This is a genomic window from Arthrobacter sp. GmRoot5-12 (assembly GCF_059739365.1).
Window position 1 is genome coordinate 846,619 of the sequence record NZ_AP046056.1, and the last position, 21,522, is coordinate 868,140.

General features: G+C 65.6%; 17 protein-coding genes and 2 rRNA genes. 4 read left to right on the top strand and 15 right to left on the bottom strand.

The features are described 5' to 3' along the window. Nucleotides 1–54: 54 nt before the first annotated feature. Nucleotides 55–1,104: a helix-turn-helix transcriptional regulator gene (locus tag AC6JAM_RS03760; protein WP_223994052.1), complete on the bottom strand. Its 1,050-nt coding sequence runs from the start codon at nucleotides 1,102–1,104 to the stop codon at nucleotides 55–57. Nucleotides 1,105–1,287: 183 nt separating this feature from the next. Between AC6JAM_RS03760 and AC6JAM_RS03765 the strand changes: the two genes are divergently transcribed. After that, complete coding sequence (locus AC6JAM_RS03765; RefSeq protein ID WP_018770549.1) at nucleotides 1,288–1,722, top strand: nuclear transport factor 2 family protein; 435 nt, start codon at nucleotides 1,288–1,290, stop codon at nucleotides 1,720–1,722. 81 nt (nucleotides 1,723–1,803) lie between these two features. Here AC6JAM_RS03765 and ppsA read toward each other — a convergent pair whose 3' ends face one another. The 4 genes from ppsA to AC6JAM_RS03785 form a co-directional block, all read right to left on the bottom strand. After that, nucleotides 1,804–4,224, bottom strand: a complete 2,421-nt coding sequence (ppsA, locus tag AC6JAM_RS03770; RefSeq protein WP_134165530.1) for a phosphoenolpyruvate synthase — start codon at nucleotides 4,222–4,224, stop codon at nucleotides 1,804–1,806. Between the two features lie 145 nt (nucleotides 4,225–4,369). Beyond that, nucleotides 4,370–5,188, bottom strand: a complete 819-nt coding sequence (locus AC6JAM_RS03775) for a pyruvate, water dikinase regulatory protein (protein ID WP_018770551.1) — start codon at nucleotides 5,186–5,188, stop codon at nucleotides 4,370–4,372. Nucleotides 5,189–5,282: 94 nt separating this feature from the next. Beyond that, nucleotides 5,283–6,092, bottom strand: coding sequence for a slipin family protein (locus tag AC6JAM_RS03780; RefSeq protein WP_497934097.1), 810 nt, complete (start codon nucleotides 6,090–6,092; stop codon nucleotides 5,283–5,285). Nucleotides 6,093–6,203: 111 nt separating this feature from the next. Beyond that, entirely contained in the window at nucleotides 6,204–6,731 is a 528-nt protein-coding gene (locus AC6JAM_RS03785; RefSeq protein WP_497935897.1) for a DUF222 domain-containing protein, read from the bottom strand. Nucleotides 6,732–7,150: 419 nt separating this feature from the next. Between AC6JAM_RS03785 and AC6JAM_RS03790 the strand changes: the two genes are divergently transcribed. Then, nucleotides 7,151–7,639 carry a hypothetical protein gene (locus AC6JAM_RS03790; protein ID WP_497934098.1) on the top strand — a complete coding sequence of 163 codons (489 nt, stop codon included), beginning with the start codon at nucleotides 7,151–7,153 and terminating at the stop codon, nucleotides 7,637–7,639. Then, nucleotides 7,632–7,772, top strand: a complete 141-nt coding sequence (locus tag AC6JAM_RS03795; RefSeq protein ID WP_186447861.1) for a hypothetical protein — start codon at nucleotides 7,632–7,634, stop codon at nucleotides 7,770–7,772. The genes AC6JAM_RS03790 and AC6JAM_RS03795 overlap by 8 nt, the downstream gene beginning before the upstream one ends. On the opposite strand, the gene AC6JAM_RS03800 is transcribed toward AC6JAM_RS03795, so the two are convergent. The 5 genes from AC6JAM_RS03800 to AC6JAM_RS03820 form a co-directional block, all read right to left on the bottom strand. Then, a complete protein-coding gene (locus tag AC6JAM_RS03800; protein WP_497934099.1) occupies nucleotides 7,769–8,029 on the bottom strand; it encodes a hypothetical protein in 261 nt (86 codons plus the stop codon). The two genes, AC6JAM_RS03795 and AC6JAM_RS03800, sit on opposite strands and share 4 nt — an antisense overlap. Before the next feature lie 173 nt (nucleotides 8,030–8,202). Beyond that, entirely contained in the window at nucleotides 8,203–9,300 is a 1,098-nt protein-coding gene (locus tag AC6JAM_RS03805) for a DUF2891 family protein (protein ID WP_497934100.1), read from the bottom strand. Nucleotides 9,301–9,334: 34 nt separating this feature from the next. Beyond that, entirely contained in the window at nucleotides 9,335–10,306 is a 972-nt protein-coding gene (locus tag AC6JAM_RS03810) for a DUF979 domain-containing protein (protein WP_018770558.1), read from the bottom strand. Then, complete coding sequence (locus tag AC6JAM_RS03815) at nucleotides 10,303–11,016, bottom strand: DUF969 domain-containing protein (RefSeq protein ID WP_018770559.1); 714 nt, start codon at nucleotides 11,014–11,016, stop codon at nucleotides 10,303–10,305. Before AC6JAM_RS03815 ends, AC6JAM_RS03810 begins: the two co-directional genes overlap by 4 nt. A 211-nt stretch (nucleotides 11,017–11,227) precedes the next feature. Further along, nucleotides 11,228–11,905 (bottom strand): GntR family transcriptional regulator, encoded by a 678-nt coding sequence (locus tag AC6JAM_RS03820; RefSeq protein WP_056393210.1) that lies wholly within the window; start codon nucleotides 11,903–11,905, stop codon nucleotides 11,228–11,230. A gap of 69 nt (nucleotides 11,906–11,974) precedes the next feature. Between AC6JAM_RS03820 and AC6JAM_RS03825 the strand changes: the two genes are divergently transcribed. Continuing rightward, nucleotides 11,975–12,952 carry a prenyltransferase/squalene oxidase repeat-containing protein gene (locus tag AC6JAM_RS03825; RefSeq protein WP_497934101.1) on the top strand — a complete coding sequence of 326 codons (978 nt, stop codon included), beginning with the start codon at nucleotides 11,975–11,977 and terminating at the stop codon, nucleotides 12,950–12,952. A 7-nt stretch (nucleotides 12,953–12,959) separates the two neighbouring features. Here the strand turns inward: AC6JAM_RS03825 and AC6JAM_RS03830 are convergent, their stop codons facing one another. The 5 genes from AC6JAM_RS03830 to AC6JAM_RS03850 form a co-directional block, all read right to left on the bottom strand. Next, entirely contained in the window at nucleotides 12,960–14,708 is a 1,749-nt protein-coding gene (locus AC6JAM_RS03830) for an acetyl/propionyl/methylcrotonyl-CoA carboxylase subunit alpha (protein WP_497934102.1), read from the bottom strand. After that, complete coding sequence (locus tag AC6JAM_RS03835) at nucleotides 14,701–16,371, bottom strand: 5-oxoprolinase subunit B/C family protein (RefSeq protein WP_497934103.1); 1,671 nt, start codon at nucleotides 16,369–16,371, stop codon at nucleotides 14,701–14,703. Before AC6JAM_RS03835 ends, AC6JAM_RS03830 begins: the two co-directional genes overlap by 8 nt. Before the next feature lies 1 nt (nucleotide 16,372). Next, nucleotides 16,373–17,131, bottom strand: a complete 759-nt coding sequence (locus AC6JAM_RS03840) for a LamB/YcsF family protein (RefSeq protein WP_497934104.1) — start codon at nucleotides 17,129–17,131, stop codon at nucleotides 16,373–16,375. Nucleotides 17,132–17,617: 486 nt separating this feature from the next. Continuing rightward, a 5S ribosomal RNA gene (gene rrf, locus AC6JAM_RS03845) occupies nucleotides 17,618–17,734 on the bottom strand. A 172-nt stretch (nucleotides 17,735–17,906) separates the two neighbouring features. Next, nucleotides 17,907–21,036: ribosomal RNA gene (locus tag AC6JAM_RS03850) — 23S ribosomal RNA — on the bottom strand. Between the last annotated feature and the right edge of the window lie 486 nt (nucleotides 21,037–21,522).

Genomic DNA, 21,522 nt, shown 5'->3' on the forward strand with positions numbered 1-21,522 from the left:
AGGGCGGGCGCCCCCGGACACAGAGTCCTCGGACCCGTTAAAACAGACTGCCGGTCAGGCCACGAGCCTGGCCACCAGCTCGCCGCGGCTGCCGACGCCCACCTTTTCAAAGAGCGACTTCAAGTGGTCGTGCACCGTGTGCGGCGAGATGAACAGGTGCCGGGCGATCTCCGCCGTCGAACTTCCGGCCAGCACCTCCAGGCAGACATCCCGTTCCCGGGCGGTCACGCCGTACGCCATCAGCAGCAGGGCCACGAGGTCGTGGGTGGTTGCCGGTTCCACGGTGACCACCATCTGTTCGGGATCATCGCCGGTGATGAGGCTGCTGGCCTGCAGCACCACCCAATTGTTCCCGGCGTCGCGCATCCTGGCCCGCGCCGTCCCGGTTGCCGCCGCATGCGCCTGCGCCACCACCGAATAGAGCGTCTGGCTGAAGCGCCCGGGCGCAGCGTCCTCCACCTGGGCAAGCCAGGAGGCGGCGGCCGGCGTGGCCGCGCGGAGGTCGCCGTGCAGCCCGGCCAGGACAATGACAGGCCCCACGGCGGCCGGTCCCGCCGGGTGCGCCACGCGGACGGCGGCCCTGGTGGCCGACGCGAGCGTGGCAGTCACCGCGCCCAGGAATTCCACCTCCCGGTCGGTGAAGTCGCTGCCGCCTTCCCGGAAGATGCTCCCCACGCCCCAGCACAAGTCGTCCACGCGGAACGCGGCCCGCAACTCATGCTCGAAGCCCAGCGGCTTGATCAGGTCGTTGATCCGGACGCTGCGGACCACCTCACGGTGCGGCGCATCCGAAATCCTCGCGATGGGGCGGGGCCGGCGCAGCAGCTCGGCGAAGGTGTTGGGTTCCCGGCCTGTGTATTCGGACTGGGCAAAGCGGAGGAAATACTCCTCAAACTGGCGCCCACCCACCGGCCACGGCAGCCAGTTGGTAACGGAGGTCATCACCATGGAGGCGGGGTCGACGGCGGCCCAGCACCCTTGCTCGAACGGCACCTCCCGCTGCACCACGGCCAGCGCCGAGGTATAGAGGTCAGGCAGGTCCATCCCGCCGGCGGCCATGGCGGCGATGTCCCGCCGGGCACGCTCCGCGCGCTCCTCCCACATACCTCCAGTATCCGCCCGGCAGGCAGGCCGGCAATCCCCCAAATGGGTGGTTTTCCAGTCGCCCCGAAACCCCTGGTGCGGGGATCGCGGGGGTGTGTTCCGCCGTCGTACTTTTCCTTTTACGGACGCCGCACGAAGCGGGCCGTCCGTAGAGGAAAACCGGGAACCACAATGGAGGCTGCAATGGGACAGGCACGTGACGTCATGGGCCGGCTGATGACGGCCATGGACGCAAAGGACAGGGATGCGCTGGCAGGCTGCTACGCCGAAGGCGCCGTAATCAGCACTCCGGACCAGGGAGAGATCTCCGGCCGCGAGGCGATCACCAACTATTTCCTCCACTTCTGGGAGGCCATGCCGGACGTCACGTACCAGCAGGTGGCCACTCATGAGGCCGGGGACGTTGCCATCCTGGAGGGCTTCGTGGTGGGCACGAACACCGGGCAGCTGAACCTGCCCACCGGCGGGACGCTGCCGCCGACAGGAAAGCAGGTCCGGGTGCGAAGCTGCGACATCACCAAAGTGGAGGCAGGCCTGATCACCGCGCACCACGCCTACTTCGACCAGATGGAACTTCTTGGCCAGCTGGGGCTGCTCCCCGAACCGTCCAACCAGTGAAACCGTCCACCAGTGAAGGCGGTTCCGTCACCACCTGTAGGCAGTGGCGGAACCGCCCCTTTAATCCTCAAGCGTTTCTGGTCAGGCTGCTCCGACGGCGGCCACGGCTGCACCTTCCGAAGCGTCAGCTGAGGCCCCCGCGAGCCGAAGCCAGGTGTCCACCACGGTGTCCGGGTTCAGGGAGACGGAGTTGACGCCTTCCTGTACCAGCCACTCGGCGAAGTCGGGGTGGTCGCTGGGGCCCTGGCCGCAGATGCCGACGTACTTTTCGCGGGCCCTGCAGGCCTTGATGGCCATGCTCAGCAGCTTCTTCACGGCCGGGTCCCGCTCATCGAAGCTGTTGGCCACAATCGCCGAGTCCCGGTCCAGGCCAAGGGTCAGCTGGGTCATGTCGTTGGAGCCGATGGAGAAGCCGTCGAAGTACTCGAGGAACTCGTCGGCGAGCAGTGCGTTGGAGGGAAGTTCGCACATCATGATCACCTCGAGGCCGTTCTCGCCGCGGCGCAGCCCGTTCTCGGCGAGCAGTTCGATGACGCCCCGCGCCTCGTCCAGGGTGCGCACGAACGGGATCATGAGCTTGACGTTGGTCAGCCCCATCTCGTTTCGCACGAAAGAGAGGGCCTCGCACTCAAGGTCGAAGCAGTCCCGGAAGGACGGCTCCAGGTAGCGGGACGCGCCGCGGAAGCCGATCATCGGGTTCTCTTCATGCGGCTCGTACGCCGGGCCACCGATGAGGTTGGCGTACTCGTTGGACTTGAAGTCGGACATCCGGACGATCACCGGTTCCGGCGCAAAGGCGGCGGCGATGGTGGCCACGCCCTCGGCCAGGCGCTTGATGTAGTACTCGCGGGGGCTGTCGTAGGCGCTGATCCGTTCCCGGATCTCGGCGGCCACATCCGCAGGCTGGCTGTCCAGGTTCAGCAGGGCCTTGGGGTGGATGCCGATCTGCCGGTTGATGATGAACTCCAGCCGGGCCAGGCCCACGCCGTGGTTGGGCAGCTGCGCGAAGGTGAACGCCTGTTCGGGGGTGCCCACGTTCATCATGACCTTCACCGGCGCCTCGGGCAGGTTGGTGATGCCGGTTTCCTCAACGCTGAAGTCCAGCAGGCCCTCGTAGATGGCCCCCGTCTCGCCGTCGGCGCAGGACACGGTGACTTCCTGGCCGTCGGACAGCGTGTCCGTGGCGTTGCCGGTGCCCACGACGGCGGGAATCCCCAGTTCGCGGGCGATGATCGCGGCGTGGCAGGTGCGCCCGCCGCGGTTGGTGACGATGGCGGAGGCGCGCTTCATGATCGGTTCCCAGTCGGGGTCGGTCATGTCCGCCACCAGCACGTCGCCGGTCTGGAACGACGCCATCTGGTCGATGGCGGTAAGGATCCGGACCTTGCCGGCCCCGATCCGCTGCCCGATGGCCCGGCCTTCCACCAGCACCGGGCCGGTTGCGTTCAGGCGGAAACGGCTCATGCTGCCCGGGGCCCGGCGGGACTGTACGGTTTCCGGGCGGGCCTGCAGGATGTACAGGCCGCCGTCGGTCCCGTCCTTGCCCCACTCAATGTCCATCGGACGGCCGTAATGCTTCTCAATGGCCACGGCGTGGCGGGCAAGCTGCTCCACGTCGTCGTCCGTCAGGCTGAAGCGCGAGCGCAGCGAAGCCTCCACCGGCACGAAGTCGATGGTGCGGCCGATCTCGCTGTTGTTGGTGTACGTCATCTGCAGGGCCTTCTCCCCCAGGCCGCGCTTGAGGATCGCCGGGCGGCCGGCCGCCAGGGCGGGCTTGTACACGTAGAACTCGTCCGGGTTCACCGCACCCTGCACCACGGCTTCACCCAGCCCGTAGGAGGAGGTGACGAACACGGCGTCCTGGAAGCCGGACTCGGTGTCCATGGTGAACATGACGCCGGAAGCGCCGACGTCGGAGCGCACCATGCGCTGGATGCCGGCCGAGAGTGCCACCTCGGCGTGTTCGAACTTGTGGTGCACGCGGTAGGCGATGGCGCGGTCATTGTAGAGCGACGCGAAGACGTCCTTGATGGCCTGCAGGATGTTCTCGATCCCGCGGACGTTCAGGAAGGTCTCCTGCTGCCCGGCGAACGAGGCATCGGGCAGGTCCTCCGCCGTGGCGCTGGACCGGACCGCCCAGGACAGGTCCGCGGAGCCGGCATGCTTGTCCACCAGCTGCTGGTACGCCTCGCGGACCTGTGCTTCGAAGTCGGGCAGGAAGGGCGTATCCCGGACCAGGGAGCGGATTTCCTGGCCGGCGGAGGCCAGGGCCGTCACGTCGTCCGTGTCCAGCCCGACCAGGCGATCGGCGATCTTCTGGTCCAGTCCGGAGTCGGACAGGAACCGGCGGTAGGCGTCTGCCGTGGTGGCGAAGCCGTCCGGAACCTGGACGCCGGCCGAGGTCAGGTTCTGCACCATCTCGCCCAGTGAGGCGTTCTTGCCGCCCACCTTGTCCAGGTCCTTGAGTCCAAGTTCAGAGAACCACAGAACGTCTGTCGTCATGATTGCTGCTCCTTTGCAGTGGGTGGCGTAAGCAATGCTGGCCGTCACGGTAGTGCCGGCCGGAAGAAAAAACCCTGTCAACAGTGGCAGGTCTGCAGCGCACTTTCCACATGATGTGCGCTACGCCACGTTTGTGAAATGGCGGCTAGTGCTTGAGGTTCATCCGCTGCAGGATGGTGGCCGCCATTTCCTCCACGGAGACGGTGGCGGAGTTCAGGTACGGGATCCGGTGGGAAACGTACAGCTGCTCGGCGCTGCGCAGCTCAAAACCGCACTGCCGCAGGGATGCGTAGGGCGAGCTGGGGCGCCGTTCGGTACGGATCTGGCTCAGGCGCAGCGGGTTGGAGGACAGGCCGAAACACTTCGACACGAAAGGCCGCAGCGGCTTGGGCAGCCCGTCCCGTTGGAAGTCTTCATCCACCAGCGGGAAGTTCGCCGCGAAGATCCCGTGCTGCAGCGCCAGGTACATGGTGGTGGGCGTCTTTCCGCACCGGGACGGGGCCACCAGGATCACCTGGGCCTTCTCCAGCGCACGCAGGCTCTGCCCGTCGTCATGCTCCATGGCGTACTCGACGGCGGCCATCCGGGACTGGTAGCGCGCGGCGTTCCCCAGCCCATGCGCCCGGCCCGGCTCACCGCTGGCAGGGGTGCCCAGCGCCTGCTCCAGGACCCCCACATGGGTGCCGATCAGATCCACGATCACACCGTTGCAACCGCCAAGGATCTGCCGTATTTCGCTGTTGACGGCGGTGGAAAACACGAGGGGCCGGGGCCCGGCGGCAGCCAGGCCGTCGATGGTGCGGACCACGGACCTCGCCTGGTCGGGGGTGGTGATGAAGGGAATGGTGACGCGGTCGAAATTGTCCACCGGGAACTGCGTCAGCAGTGTATTGCCCAGTGTTTCCGCGGTGATGCCGGTACTGTCCGACAGGAAGTAGACAGGCCGTAGAGCAGCAGTGGTCATGGCACGACTTTAGCGGCCGCCGCGTTCCGCACCGAAAAGTCGGGGCACGCCGGGTGAGGCCCGCTCCCTGGCTGCGCGCGGGTCAGGCCGCCGGTCAGGCCGCCTTTACAGGTGACGGGCCGGCCGCGGACGCCGCCTGGTTCTCGCCCGCCAGGAACGCGGAAAGTTCGCCGATGGTGCTCATCAGCGGGGCGGGGAACACCACCGTGGAGTTCTTGTCCACCGCGATTTCCACCAGGGACTGCAGGTTGCGAAGCTGCAGTGCCAGCGGGTGGGCCATCATGGTGTCGGAGGCATCGCCGAGCGCTGCTGCAGCGATGGCCTCGCCTTCGGCCGCGATGATCTTCGCTCTCTTCTCACGCTCCGCCTCGGCCTGGCGGGCCATGGCGCGCTTCATGCTTTCCGGCAGTTGGATGTCCTTGAGTTCCACCAGGGTGACTTCCACACCCCATTCGACGGTGAGCACGTCGAGGATTTCGCGGATGTCGCCGTTAATCCGTTCGGTCTCGGACAAGGTCTGGTCCAGGGTGTGGCGGCCCACCACCTTCCGCAACGTGGTCTGGGCGATCTGGTCGATGGCGGAGGCCACGTTCTCAATGGCGATGACGGACTTCACGGCGTCCACCACCCGGTAGTAGGCCACGGCGGAGACGTCCACGCTGACGTTGTCCTGGGTGATGATGCCCTGCGACTGGATGGGCATGGTCACGATCCGGAGGCTGACCAGCGGCAGCCGGTCGATGATCGGGACAATCAGCCGCAGGCCCGGATCCCTAACGCCAATGACCCTGCCAAGCCGGAACAGTACGCCCTTCTCGTATTGCCGCACGATCCGGATGGACATTCTTGCAGCGATGAGAAGCAGGACAACGAGGACGATGACAACGATAGTGGTGGCGTCCACCAGGATCCCCTCCTGGTTACTCGAGTGGGACGTGCCGACGCCTGGGTGGCGCCGTGACAGGTGCCCTGCCTTTATTGTCCCACCAAAGGCGTGAGGGAGCCCAGGGAGGAGCTACCGGTTCCGCACATGGGGCCACAGCGGTGGCTTGTTGCCTCCTTGGAGGTCCTGGTTGCCGCCACCGGTGAGCAGGGCGGCGGAGAGCACGTCAGCGCGGAGTTGCGAAAGGGCCCTGTGCTCGTCCTGGCCTTGGAGTCCCCTGGCAATGGCGGTGGTGCGGTTCCAGACCGCCGAGGCTGTGGTGGCGGGCAGATAGGCGGAGATCCAAGCCATCCCGTCACAGTCCGGCGTGTACTCCACGCGCCGGTCCGCTGCACTCCTGGCGTGGCGTCCTTCCAGGGTCTCCGGGTGGTTGCGTTCGCGCCAGATGCGGGCTTTGGCCTTGAACCGGTGGGCCGGCATCTCTCCGACCGGGCAACCCCGGGCCGGGTTGCGCGTGTCAGGATCCAGGAAGTGCGCTTCCAGGGCGGCTGCGCCTGCAGAGTCCAGGCTGGCGGTTTGGTCCACCATGGTCCGGGCATGCTGCCAAGAGATATGCCCGGAGCGCAGGGCAGCAAGAGTTAAGGGCAGCGAACTGGCCAGTGCATATGTTTAGGCCAGCAAAGCACCAGCCGCGCGATGACTGATCGCCAGTACGCACGCTACCTCCGCCGCCACCGCCATCACATCCAGGCAGCCATCGGCCAGCATTTTGGCGGGCGGGATTGACCGGGTCAACGGGGGTCCCGCGCGTCCCGCGGGTCGGCAAACCGGAGGCTAGACTGGCCGGGTAAGGACGGATTGGGGGATCCATGGCGGCGCTGCCGCTGTTCCGCTGGTCGGTCGCACCAGCGGACCCAAGGATCACCGTGACCTTCTTCCAGGACTTTCCAGTACCTCCGCTCCCACCGAGGCCGAGGTCTCAACGGTACGTCCCGCCGCCATGGGCGGGCGCCCCAGTCTACGAGCTGCCGTCCGTGGTCCACATCGGCAGGTTTGTGTCCAGGACTCCGTGGAGGGTGGTGGCGGTCAAAAGTGCGGACGTGTTCTCCACCGGCTGCGTGTTCAACCTGTCCTGGCTGTTCCGCCGTGACCAGCAATCCGACGAAGACTGGGCCGACCTGCAGCACCTCTTCTTCCAGCCGGGAAGGGGCATCCGCAGTGGCCGCGAACAACAGACCGGCCTGATGTTCGGCGTCCAGTTCCCCGATGGTTCCAAAGCCAGCACCGGCACCCTGGGTCCCCACGGCTTCGTGGAGCGTGGCCAGGAACCCGAACCTCCGGCGCTGGTCCTGAACAATGGCGGCGGCGGTGGCGGAGAGGATGAGTTCCAGGGCACCGGCTCGCTCTGGCTCTGGCCGCTTCCCCCTGCCGGCAGCCTCCGCCTGGTTTCCCAGTGGACCGATTTCGGCCTTGAGGAAACGTCCATCATGCTCGACGGCGGGAAGTTGCGGGATGCCGCAAAGGCAGCCCAGCAGTACTGGCCGGAGGAGGGCAGCAACCATGGGTGACTTCACAGGCTTGGTCCTGTTTGTCCTCTTCGGAGCGGTCTTCTTCTACATCCTCTACGGCGTCATCCGCGCCGCAGTCCGGGACGGAATCGTCCAGGCGGATGAGCGCCGCGCGGACCGGCGTCGTACCTAAACCGAGGAGACGATGCTTCCGTAGCCCTGCAGGAACATCCGGCGGCCCTGGCCGTCGTCCGTCCACACCCAAATGACCGAGTAGTCGGACGTGACGGCGTCCACCACACCCGTGCCGGCCAGGGTTCCCTCGGCGAAGCGGACCCGGTCCCCCACCGCCAGCCGCGGGTGCCTGGTCCGCTTCCTCCTGGGCCGAAGCGTGGTGGACTCCGCTGCTGTTGCGGGGTCTGGCGGGCAGGTCGTGAGCTGCTGGCGCATGGGATTCCTTGGGCTCGCGGGCGGATGGTCAGCTCATTACAACCCTGCCCGCTGCTCCCAGGTCACGCACTCGCGCGTGGTGATGCAAGACTAGCCCGCCACCGGCGTGGCATGCACCCACCAGACGCTCCGAACGGAGTGTGACTGGTGAGGGCGCCACGCCAGCCCGGGAATCAGTCGAGTTCAGCCACCGATCCCAGCGCATCCCACGCGAAGCTGGCCAGCCAGTGCGTGGACATGAAGTCCCCGCTTTCCAGTCCGGACAGCCCGGCCTTCACGAGCGGGTCCAGCGCGTCGGACAGCACGGCCGCGGCGGCCGCGGCTTCCGGGCCGCTGGATTGACGAAGCGTGGCGATGATCCGTGCCACCTGTCCCGCGCGGGTCAGGTTCAGTCCGTGCAGGTGCACCAGGTAGCCGTCGGTCTCATCCGTCACGCTCACCGGCTGCAGGATGCGCGATGCGGTGGACAGCTCCGGCAGGAACCCCGCGAACCACCCGGCGAACTCGTCCGCGGAAAGCACGCGGCGCATCAGGTCCGCCTCGCTCAGGCCCGCGGAGAGGAAGTCCTGGCCGCTGAGCTCCCAGTCGCCCGGCCAGCCGCGGTCATCGGCAAACCAGGTGCGCGCCGCGTCCTCGCACGCTTTGGCGGCATCAACCCTGCCCAGGGAGCGGAAGGCATCCAGCATGTACCCCACACCGAACGCGGCGTTGGTGTGCAGCCCGTGCCGGACGGGATACTGCGCCTTGGCCATCCAGGCGGCGCTGAGCTCCGCCACGGCATCCACCAGGGGTTCCAAAGCGGTTCCCCATTGGCGGATCTCCGCATCCGGGGAGGCGGAGCAGGTGGCGGCCAGCCGCATCAGCCAGGCCCAGCCGTAGGGCCGCTCCCAGGACGGGTTGGCCAGCAGGTAGTCCCGTTCCACTGCCAGCTTGGCCGGGGTCAGGTTGGCGCCCAGGGCTGCCCGGAGCGACGCCTCGGTGGCGGCATCCACCCAAGCCGCCGTGCCGCCGTCGGACGCTCCTGCCGCGGTAGTCCCAGCAAAGGGTGACCCGGGAGTGCCGCCCACCAGGCTCACCCCCAGCCAGTGCATGTGCACGCAGGAGTGCCAGTCGAAGGAGGTATAGAAGGCGGGGTGGATCTGCTCGGGGGTTGGCCGGTCGTCGGCTGACACCTGGGTGTGGTGGGCCGAGTGCGGGAAGGGCTCGGAAAGGTTGCCCAGCACCACGGCCGCGTAGTCCGGTGCCGCCTGTGCGCGAAGATCGTTGTCCATCATGCTCCTTTGAATGGCAGGGTCTGCGGAAGGGTTAGTGGAAGGCCAGGAAGTACATCAGCGCGATGTTCACCGCCAGCAGCGGGATGGCCGTGCCCACCTGTGCGGCGATGACGCCGTATTTGTTGTCCATTTCCAGCAGCGCGGACGGCACCAGGTTGAAGTTGGCTGCCATGGGCGTGCAGAGCGTGCCGCAGAAGCCGGCCAGCATGCCGATCGCGAAGACGATCGCGGGGTCACCGTGGAACGTCTCCACCAGCACGGGCCAGCCGATGGCAGCGGTCATGATGGGGAACGCAGCGAAGCCGTTGCCCATCAGCACGGTGAACAGGAACATGCCGATGCAGTAGACCAGCACGCCGGCGATCAGTGAGCCCTTGGGCAGCAGGCCGGAGGCGAGCGTGCCCACGGCGGTGCCCACGCCGGCTTTGGTGAAGAGGATGCCCAGCGTGGTGAGCATCTGGGGCAGCAGCGCGGCCCAGCCGATGGATTCGAGGATCCGGCGGCTTTCGAAGATGGGCGTGGCCGGGTTCTTGGGCTTGAGGATCACCAGGGCCACGACGACGGCAGCCACGGCGCCAATGGCCAGGGCTACCAGCGTGGTGTTCTTGGGGTCCAGCAGCGGGGTGCCGCCGATGGACAGCAGCGGGGCTGCGAGCACCAGGATGACGGTGACCAGGGGCAGCGTCAGGGCCGGGATGAAGAGCTTGTTGCCGAAGCGCTTGGCGAAGGCCTCGCGCTCGTGGCCGGTGGAGGTGCGGTGCTTGCCGTGGCCCAGCAGGCCGGTGGAGGCCAGCACCACCAGGACCAGGACGGCGATGCCCAGGATCCAGCCGGGCGCCGTGCCGGCCTGGACCCAGGTGCTGTAGAAGAAGCACAGGCCCAGCAGGCCCCAGAAGGAGGAGCTGCCCCAGCGGCGGGGGTGGTTGGTGTCGGCGGCAATGAGTGATGCCCAGGCGACGAACAGAAGGCCGATCAGCCAGTAGACGGCTTCAACGTTGATCATTTCGCTTCTCCTGCGGTTTCCTTCTGGGCGGTGAGCTCGTATTCGCGGTATTCCTTGTCCAGCTGCTTGTCCAGGCGCAGGAGCCGGAAGCCGTGGATGAGGAAGGCCGCAATGGCGGTGGGGATGGCCCAGAGGGCCAGCTGGAGCGGTTCCAGGTGCAGGTGGTACGTGGTGTCCACGAACGTGGTGATCAGCAGAATGGAGCCGACGGCGACGAACACGTCCTCGCCGAAGAACACGCCCACGTTGTCCGCGCCGGCGGAGTGGCCCTTGATCTTCTCGCTGATCTTGTCCGGGACGTGCCCGTAGCGGCGCAGCGCTGCGCCTTCGGCCATGGGGAACACCAGCGGGCGGACGGTCTGGGCGTGGCCGCCGATGCTGTTCAGGCCGACGGCGGCGGTGATCTGGCGGACGGCCAGGTAGCCGATCAGGACCCGACCTGCCGTCAGCTTGGCGAGCCGGCCGATGAGGACCTTGGCCTGTTCCTGCAGCCCGAAGAACTCGATGATTCCCACCACGGGCAGCACGGCCACGAAGATGGTGACCGAGCGGCTGCTGGCAAAACCGGTTCCGAACGAGTCGAGGATCTGCGCGGGGTTCATGCCGCCCAGAAGTGCGGTGACGATGCCCGCAACGGTGACGACAATCAGGGGGTTCAGGCGGATGGCGAAGCCAACGATCACCAGCAGCACCCCGATGAGTACAAGCATGATTATCCCTTCCCAGGGGACCCGTGACGGGTCTGCGAAAGTGGGGGCCGGCGCGTCCGTGAGTGTAGTGGTGGGAGTGACGGCGCCGAGGGGCGGGAGCCCCGGACACGTTAGGGCTGCAGGGTTAAGTGAGCTGCAGAACAACGGTGTGATCTAAAGCATAGCTTTTTGTTCAACAATCCTGCAACCCCCTTTTTTGGGGAAGGGTTGGCTAGCGGCCGACGGCGGCGAGCAGCTGCGCTTCCGCGCGGTCCAGGTAGGCGGCCAGGAAGTCCGCTGCCGCGGCCAGTTCGCCGGCTTCCAGGAGGTCCACGATCCGGGCGTTGTCCTCCACGTAGGGCTCGTGGAAGGCAGGGTTGGCCGCCATCGAGTGGAACACCAGGCGCATCTCGGCCAGCACCTGGTCCATGAGGCTGTTGAGCCGCTCGCTGCCGGAGCGGTCAACGATGGCGCGGTGGAAGTCCTGGTTGGCGCTGGCCATGCCGGGGATGTCGCCGTCGGCGGCAGCCGCCCTGGCGGCCTTGATGATTGCCGCCAGGGGCTCCAGCGGGGCATCGCCGGACCACAGGACCGCCGCGGGCTCCAGGAACCGGCGCACCCGGTAGATTTCGCGGATGTCGTCTGCCGTGGGGTGGGCCACGAACACACCACGGTTGGGGATGCGGGTCACGATGTGTTCGGCATGGAGCGCCGTGAATGCTTCCCGCAGGGTGTTGCGGGACACGCCGAGGGCCTCGCGGAGGGCTTCCTCGGCGAGCTTTGATCCGGGAGCCAGCTGCCCGGCGGCGATGCGGCTGCGCAGCTGGGCGGCCACCCATAGGCCCGTTTCGGCGTGCTTTGTGGTCCTGGCCTGGGCTTGGAGATCAGCCAGTACCTCGTCAAACGTCATGGCACCACGATATCGGGCAGGACAGCGGTGCCCTGTCCGCACCGGACGTATTCCGCCATCATGGTGACCATGACGTGGCTTGACGGCCTCCGGTTCGACCCGATCGCCCCGCTGCTGTCCAGCGGTCACCCCGCCGTGCGCTCCTGGGCCGTCCGCGAGCTGGTCCCCGGACCGGGAGGGCTGCCGGCCGCCCCGGCGGCCGATGAGGCACTCTGGGACCTTCCGGTCCCGCGCCGGATCCTGCGGCACCAGGCGGCGGATGGGTCGTGGGCCTATCCGGGAAGACGGCCCCGGGACCGCATGGATTACGACCTGCTGGAGACCTACCGGCAACTCGGGTTCCTCGTGGAGATGTTCGGGCTCACCCGCCGGCATCCGGCCATCGCCGCGGCCGGCGGTTATGTGCTTTCACACCAGTCCGAGCCAGGTGACCTTCGGGGGATTTACGGCAACCAGGTGTCTCCCAACTACACGGCGGCCCTCATCGGGCTCCTGTGCAAAGCGGGGTACGGCGACCACCCGCGCGTGGAACGCGCGTTCAGCTGGCTTGAGGCGTCGCGGCAGGACGACGGCGGCTGGGCCCTTCCCCTCCGCACCCGGGGGAGGAAGCTGGACGCGCTGGACGAGCCGCAGACCATCACCGGCGATCCGTCGCAGCCGTTCTCGCACCTGATCACCGGGGTGGTGCTCAGGGCCTACGCGGCCCATCCCGCGCACCGCGCAAGCACCTCCGCACAGAAGGCCGCGGAAATGCTGGCGGGCCGCTTCTTCGAGCCGGACGCCTATCCTGATAAGGGCCGCGTCTCCGACTGGACCGAGTTCTGCTTTCCCTTCTGGATGACGGACCTCGTTTCCGCCCTCGACGCGATCAGCATCATCCGCCCCGGCCTTCGAACGGAAAAAACCGGCCAGGCGCGCGACTGGCTGGCCGCGCACCAGGAGCCGTCAGGGCTCTTCACCGGCCACCTGCTCCGGGACAGGTTCCACGACCTCCAGCTCTGGTTCAGCCTGGCGGTGTGCCGCGTGTTCGCGCGGATGCCCTCGTGAGGTGCGTTCAGGAAATGGTGGTGAGCACCTGCCCGGGCCCGACGGCGTCTCCGGCCGCCGCGTACAGCTCACCGACGGTGCCGGCGCGGTGGGCGGCCACGGCCGTCTCCATCTTCATGGCTTCGAGCACCAGCACCGCTTCGCCTTCCTCGACGCTGGCCCCGGGCTCAGCCAGCCACTTGACCACGGTGCCGGCCATGGTGGCCAGCAGGTCGCCGTCGTTCTTCTCCACCGCGGCCTCCCCGCCGTCCTGCGGAGCCGCTGCGCGTCCCCTGCCGCCGCCGTCGAGCAGGGAATCCAGCAGCGCCTTGGGGAGTCCCAGCTCCATCCGCTTGCCGTCCACCTCGATGCCGATGGTCCGGCGGGGCTCCTCCGGCGCGGCGGGACTGAAGGCCGGATCCGCCTCAAGGGCGGTGGTGAATTCGTTTTCGATCCAGGTGGTGTAGACGCCCAGCGTGTCCGTCCGGGTGAAGTCCGGCGCGTCCACCACCGCGCGGTGGAACGGCAGCACGGTGGCCAGGCCGCCGATGCGGAACTCCCGCAGGGCGCGGCGGGCACGGCGGAGCGCCTGCTGGCGGTCCGCCCCGGTCACCACGAGTTTGGCCAGCAGGGAATCGAACTGCCCGGGGACCACCGAGCCCGAACGGACGCCGGTGTCCACCCGGATCCCGGGACCGGTGGGGGCTTCGAAGGTTGCTACGGTGCCGGGGGACGGCAGGAAGCCGCGGCCCGGGTCCTCGGCGTTGATGCGGAACTCAAAGGCGTGCCCGCGCGGCTCCGGGTCCTCGAGGATGGGAAGCTTCTCCCCCGCCGCGATGGACAGCTGGGCGGCCACCAGGTCCACCCCGGAGGTCTCCTCGGTGATGGGATGCTCCACCTGCAGGCGGGTGTTGACCTCCAGGAAGCTCAGGAAGCCCGTGCCGTCCAGCAGGTACTCCACGGTGCCGGCACCGACGTAGCCCGCTTCGCGGCAAATGGCCTTGGCCGAGGCGTGGATGGCGGCCCGCTGCTCAGCGGTGAGGAAGGGGGCGGGGGCTTCCTCCACGAGTTTCTGGTGGCGGCGCTGCAGCGAACAGTCGCGGGTGCCCACCACCACCACGTTGCCGTGCGTGTCCGCGATGACCTGGGCCTCCACGTGGCGCGGCCGGTCCAAAAACTTCTCCACGTAGCATTCGCTCCGGCCGAAGGCGGCCAGGGATTCGCGGACCGCGGAGTCGAAGCTTTCCTCGATGTCGGCCTGGTCCCGGACCACCTTGAGGCCACGCCCGCCGCCGCCGAACGCCGCCTTGATGGCCACGGGAAGGCCCACCTTTTCGGCGAAGGCGCGGACCTCTGCGGCGCTGGCCACCGGTCCGTCGCTGCCGGGTGCCAGCGGGGCGCCGGCCCGGACCGCCACCTCGCGGGCGCTGACCTTGTCGCCCAGCAGCCGGATGGTCTCCGGGGAGGGGCCGATCCAGGTCAGGCCGGCGTCGATTACGGCCTGGGCGAAGCCGGCGTTCTCGGACAGGAAGCCGTAGCCGGGGTGGACGGCGTCGGCGCCGCTTTTCGCCGCAACGGCGAGGATTTTGTCGATGTCCAGGTAGGTTTCCTGGGGGCGGGAGCCTGACAGCGAGTAGGCCTCGGTGGCGGCGGAGACGTGCAGCGCGTCGGCGTCCGGGTCGGCGTAGACGGCCACGCTTTCCAGGCCTGCATCGTCGCAGGCCCGGGCGATCCGGACGGCAATTTCGCCGCGGTTGGCAATGAGGACTTTACGCATGGGGGCTTTCCTTAGGTGTTTCGGGCAGTTCTGCCGGAGGAGCTGCGGCGGTGAACCGGACGGTTGTGCCCGGGGGAAGCTGGGCGGCCTTGTCCAGGTCGGCATGGACGACGACGGCAATCACCGGGTACCCGCCGGTCACCGGGTGGTCGGAGAGGAACAGGACGGGCTGGCCTTCCGGCGGCACCTGCACGGCGCCGCGGACGGTTCCTTCGCTGGCGAGTTCGCCGTCCCGGCTGCGGCTGAGCGGCTGGCCGTTGAGGCGCAGACCGATCCGGTTGGACTTTGGCGTGACGGTCCATTCCTGGGCCAGGAAGTCCTGCAGCGTGTCGGTGCTGAACCAGTCCTGCCGGGGTCCGGGGACCACCCGCAGCACGGTTGCCCCGTCCTGAATCGGAAGGGGGGACACTTCCGGGTGGCCCACCACGCTGCCCGGTTTGGCGGCGTGCACCGGCAGGATGGTTCCCGCTTCGAGCAGCTCGGGGCCGATCCCTGACATGGTGTCCGTGGAGCGGCTGCCGAGAGCATCGGGGCCACCGAGTCCACCGCGGACGCCGATGTAGGAGCGGAGCCCTGCCGTGGGGGTGCCCACGGTCAACCTCTCCCCCGCCAACAGCGCGAAGGGGGCGTCGCACGCTGGGTGCCGCGCCGCCGTCGTCCGCTGGATGTCCTCTTTTGAGTCTGCCCCCGGTGTGATCTGCAGCGGGACGGCCGCTCCGGCGACGGCCAGGACCTGGTCGGTGAGGGCCTCGAGTTCGAGGCCGCCGAAGAGGAGTTCGATGCCGGCTGCGCCTTCGGCGTTGCCCACCAGGCGGTTGGCGCGGCGGAGGGCTCCGCGGTCCATGGCGCCGGCGCTGCTGACACCCAGCGAGGCGAAGCCCGGCCGGCCCAGGTCCTGGACGGTGGCCTGCAGCCCCGGTTTGCGGACGGCAAGGCCTGCGTGCCCCTGGTGCTCTGCCGTCCGGTTGGCGGGGACTTTGGGCCGTTCCGTCACGATGGCGTGGCTGCGGACGGCCTTGAAGCGGACGGTATCGCCGGGGCGGATGAGGGCGGGATTTTCCCGGTCCAGGTCCCACATGGCGGCTTCGGTCCGGCCGATCAACTGCCAGCCGCCCGGCGACTGCCGCGGGTAGACGGCCGAGTACGAGCCGCCCAAGGCCACAGCGCCGGCGGGCACGGCCGTGCGCGGGGATCGGCGCCGCGGGACTTCGAGGCTGGGGTTTTCGCCGCTGAGGTAGGCGAAGCCCGGTGCGAATCCGGCAAAGGCTGCGGTCCAGAGCTGGCCGGCATGCGCGGCCACCACTCCCTCACGGCCCAGTCCGGTGAGCGACGCCACCTCGTCCAGGTCCTCGCCGTCGTACACCACGTCGATGGTGACCAGCGCGCTCTCGGTGTCCGCTGGCGCCTCAAGGTCCAGCCCGCGGACGTGCGCGGCCAGCGCCTGGACTGCTTGGGCCGAATCCGCGGTGACAAGGACGGTTGATGCGGCTGCGATGACGTCGATCTGGCCCGGCTGCGGGTGTGCGGTCAGCTGCGCCTGGAGGCTGAGGACGGCATCGAGGGAGGACAGCTCCACCAGGATGGCCCGGTCACCCGCGCGCCGGATCCCGGTCAGCTCCGGGCGCGGGGCAGTGGCGGTGCGCTGCTGCTGCGTGGCGGCCATGCTAGGCGAAGCTTTCGATCCGGATGCCGGCGTCCACCAATGCGGCACGGACGGCGGCAGCCATTGCCACGGCACCGGGGGTGTCACCGTGCAGGCAGATGCTTTCGGCGTGGACGGGAACCAGCGATCCGTCGATGGCGCGGACTACGCCATCCCCGGCCAGGCGCAGTACGTGCTCGACGACGTCCTCCACCTTGTGCAGCACGGCGCCGGGTTCGCGCCGGGAGACCAGGGTGCCGTCCGGGTTGTAGGCACGGTCAGCGAAGGCCTCGGCCACGGTCCGCAGGCCCGCGGCTTCGGCCTGGCGCTGGATCTCGGAGTTGGGGAGCACCATAAGGGGCAGGGTGGGGTCCACTGCGAGGATGGCTGCCACAATGGCCCCAGCCTGCTTCGGGTGGGTGACGATGGTGTTGTAGAGCGCGCCGTGCGGCTTGACGTAGCGGACGGCAGTGCCGGCGGCGAGGGCCACGGCCTGGACTGCGCCGATCTGGTAGACCACATCGGCGGTCAGCTCGGCCGGGGTCATGTCCACGAAGCGCCGGCCGAAGCCGGCCAGGTCCCGGTATCCGGGGTGTGCGCCCACGGTGACGCCGGCCTTCACGGCGGCCTGGCAGGTGGCCATGATGCCTACGGGGTCGCCGGCGTGGAAGCCGCAGGCCACGTTGGCGCTGGACACGCTTTCAAAGATGGCCGCGTCGTCGCCGAAGGACCAGTTCCCAAAGGACTCGCCGACGTCACTGTTCAGGTCGATGCTGGGCATTGTGATCTCCGTCTCGGATTGCTGTTCATCCAAGAATGCCCTAAAAACTCGGATTGTTCAACAATCTGAAGCCCCCTATTATGCTTCCGGCCCGTGACGCGCCATCACATCCTGCGGGTTTTCCATGATGCGCCATCACATCCTGCGGGTTTTCCATGATGCGCCATCACATCCTGTGGGTTTTCGAGGGATGCGCCATCACATCCTGCCCGTTCGCCGGCCACGCCTCATCACTTCGTGAGAGTCTTCTGTCGTGGCGCGGGACGTGGTGTCGCGTCACCGGTGGGGGAGGAAAGCTGATGTCGCGTCACCCATAACCGCACAGGACGTGGTGTCGCGTCTGCGGTGAGGGGACGAAAGCTGATGGCGCGTCACGGGGCCCAGGTGCGGGATCGCGTTGTGGTGTTGGTGGGTTAAATACTTTGGTGATTGGTGGGTTAAATGTGGGAGGCCCCAACCTGGTGGTTGGGGCCTCGACCAATGTGTGTCCGGCGGTGACCTACTCTCCCACACCCTCCCGGGTGCAGTACCATCGGCGCTGTGGGTCTTAGCTTCCGGGTTCGGAATGGGACCGGGCGTTTCCCCCACGCTATGACCGCCGTAACCCTTGTACCCGCCCGCCCGGTGTTTTGTTCGGGGGTGGGAAGATTCGTGGTTACAACATTGTGGTGTTGTTATTCAGTTGTGGTGGTTCCGTGCCGTGACAACCCCGGTGTTGGGGGGTTGTTGGTTGGGAACCACATAGTGGACGCAAGCAGAGTTTGTATGTATCTGTGTGGTGTAAGTTGTTGGCCTATTAGTACCGGTCAGCTTCACGAGTCGTTAGTCCTCGCTTCCACATCCGGCCTATCAACCCAGTGGTCTGGCTGGGGGCCTCTCACACCCGAGGGTGTATGGAAATCTCATCTCGAAGCGAGCTTCCCGCTTAGATGCTTTCAGCGGTTATCCCATCCGAACGTAGCTAATCAGCGGTGCACTTGGCAGTACAACTGACACACCAGAGGTTCGTCCGTCCCGGTCCTCTCGTACTAAGGACAGCCCTTCTCAAATTTCCTGCGCGCGCAGCGGATAGGGACCGAACTGTCTCACGACGTTCTAAACCCAGCTCGCGTACCGCTTTAATGGGCGAACAGCCCAACCCTTGGGACCTACTCCAGCCCCAGGATGCGACGAGCCGACATCGAGGTGCCAAACCATGCCGTCGATATGGACTCTTGGGCAAGATCAGCCTGTTATCCCCGAGGTACCTTTTATCCGTTGAGCGACGGCCATTCCACAATGTACCGCCGGATCACTAGTCCCGACTTTCGTCCCTGCTCGAGATGTCTCTCTCACAGTCAAGCTCCCTTGTGCACTTACACTCGACACCTGATTGCCAACCAGGCTGAGGGAACCTTTGGGCGCCTCCGTTACTTTTTAGGAGGCAACCGCCCCAGTTAAACTACCCATCAGGCACTGTCCCTGACCCGGATTACGGGCCGAAGTTAGATGTCCAAAGTGACCAGAGTGGTATTTCAACGATGACTCCACCCGAACTGGCGTCCGGGCTTCAACGTCTCCCACCTATCCTACACAAGCCACTCCGAACACCAATACCAAACTATAGTAAAGGTCTCGGGGTCTTTCCGTCCTGCTGCGCGTAACGAGCATCTTTACTCGTACTGCAATTTCGCCGAGTTTATGGTTGAGACAGCGGGGAAGTCGTTACTCCATTCGTGCAGGTCGGAACTTACCCGACAAGGAATTTCGCTACCTTAGGATGGTTATAGTTACCACCGCCGTTTACTGGGGCTTAAATTCTCAGCTTCGCCTTGCGGCTAACCGGTCCTCTTAACCTTCCAGCACCGGGCAGGAGTCAGTCCGTATACATCGTCTTGCGACTTCGCACGGACCTGTGTTTTTAGTAAACAGTCGCTTCCCCCTGGTCTCTGCGGCCCCGATCCCCTCCACACCGCAAAGGGTGTATCAAGGTTGGGGCCCCCCTTCTCCCGAAGTTACGGGGGCATTTTGCCGAGTTCCTTAACCATAATTCTCTCGATCGCCTTGGTATTCTCTACCTGATCACCTGTGTCGGTTTGGGGTACGGGCGGCTAAAACCTCGCGTCGATGCTTTTCTCGGCAGCATAGGATCACCAAATCCCCCCAAACGGGGGTCCCATCAGATCTCAGGCACCATGAGTGGCGGATTTGCCTACCACTCGCCCTACATCCTTAGACCGGGACAACCATCGCCCGGCTCGGCTACCTTCCTGCGTCACACCTGTTAATACGCTTGCCTCCCGGGATCAGGTCCTGCGCTCCACCAAAACCCTCACACCACAAGGGCGCTCGGGCAGGCTTCGGGCAGTTAGTATCCCCCGCTCAGCATGGGCGGTTTTTCGCCGGTACGGGAATATCAACCCGTTGTCCATCGACTACGCCTGTCGGCCTCGCCTTAGGTCCCGACTTACCCAGGGCAGATTAGCTTGACCCTGGAACCCTTGATCATTCGGCGGACGGGTTTCTCACCCGTCTTTCGCTACTCATGCCTGCATTCTCACTCGTGTAGGCTCCACCGCTGGTTTACACCGCGACTTCACCGCCCACACGACGCTCCCCTACCCATCCACACGCCTGAACCACAAGGGCTTAGCTAAAATGTGAATGCCACAACTTCGGCGGTGTACTTGAGCCCCGCTACATTGTCGGCGCGGAATCACTTGACCAGTGAGCTATTACGCACTCTTTTAAGGGTGGCTGCTTCTAAGCCAACCTCCTGGTTGTCTGGGCAACTCCACATCCTTTCCCACTTAGCACACGCTTAGGGGCCTTAGTTGGTGGTCTGGGCTGTTTCCCTCTCGACTATGAAGCTTATCCCCCACAGTCTCACTGCTGCGCTCTCACTTACCGGCATTCGGAGTTTGGCTGACGTCAGTAACCTTGTAGGGCCCATTAGCCATCCAGTAGCTCTACCTCCAGCAAGAAACACGCAACGCTGCACCTAAATGCATTTCGGGGAGAACCAGCTATCACGAAGTTTGATTGGCCTTTCACCCCTACCCACAGCTCATCCCCTCCATTTTCAACTGAAGTGGGTTCGGTCCTCCACGACGTCTTACCGTCGCTTCAACCTGGCCATGGGTAGATCACTTCGCTTCGGGTCTAGATCACGCCACTCACACGCCCTATTCAGACTCGCTTTCGCTACGGCTGCCCCACACGGGTTAACCTCGCGACGTAACACTAACTCGCAGGCTCATTCTTCAAAAGGCACGCCGTCACCAGAATCAGACTGGCTCCGACGGATTGTAAGCACACGGTTTCAGGTACTGTTTCACTCCCCTCCCGGGGTACTTTTCACCTTTCCCTCACGGTACTGGTCCGCTATCGGTCATTAGGGAGTATTTAGGCTTATCAGGTGGTCCTGACAGATTCGCACGGGATTTCTCGGGCCCCGTACTACTTGGGATACTCTCACAGGCGGTACAAACACATTACGGTTACGGGACTAACACCCTCTCTGGCCGGCCTTTCAAAACCGTTCACCTATGCGCGCACATCACACCCCACCAGCCCGGCAGAACTGGTATGGAAAGTCCCACAACCCCGACCATGCAACGCCCGCCGGCTATCACACATGGAACGGTTTAGCCTGATCCGCGTTCGCTCGCCACTACTAACGGAATCACTATTGTTTTCTCTTCCTGCGGGTACTGAGATGTTTCACTTCCCCGCGTTCCCCCCACGCACCCTATGTGTTCAGGTACGGGTCACCGAGTCACTCGCGCGCTCGGCGGGGTTTCCCCATTCGGACACCCTGGGATCACAGTCCGGTTATCGACTCCCCCAGGCTTATCGCAGATTCCTACGTCCTTCTTCGGCTCCTAATGCCAAGGCATCCACCGTGTGCTCTTAAAAACTTGACCACAAAGATCAAAAACATTTCTCGAGAGAACCACAGAAACCAACCACACCCCAACACCCAAAGGGCATCAACAGCGCAGCCAGATCCAGGTTCATTAATCTTGGAAATTGCTTCTTATACAAGATGCTCGCGTCCACTATGTAGTTCTCAAACAACAACCCCACACCACACACCCCACACACCCAAACAGGCGCACAGAACGTCACGGCAGGGAAACCAGAAACAAACAAACCCGACAAGGAACCACCACGACCAAAGCCGCAGCAACCCCTCCCCGGCCCTGTTGCCTCAGGACCCAACAGTGTGCCAAACACTACCCAGCAACCCAAACCAGCCGCGTTCCAGAACACCCGCCCTCCCCCGAAGAGAAGAACAAAACATTCGTACTAACCACACCGGTCCGTGCCACCAGGCACCTATTTGTTGATATTCCACCCATGAGCACCCGCCACGGAACAATCGTCCATGCTGCGGGCTTGCTTCCTGA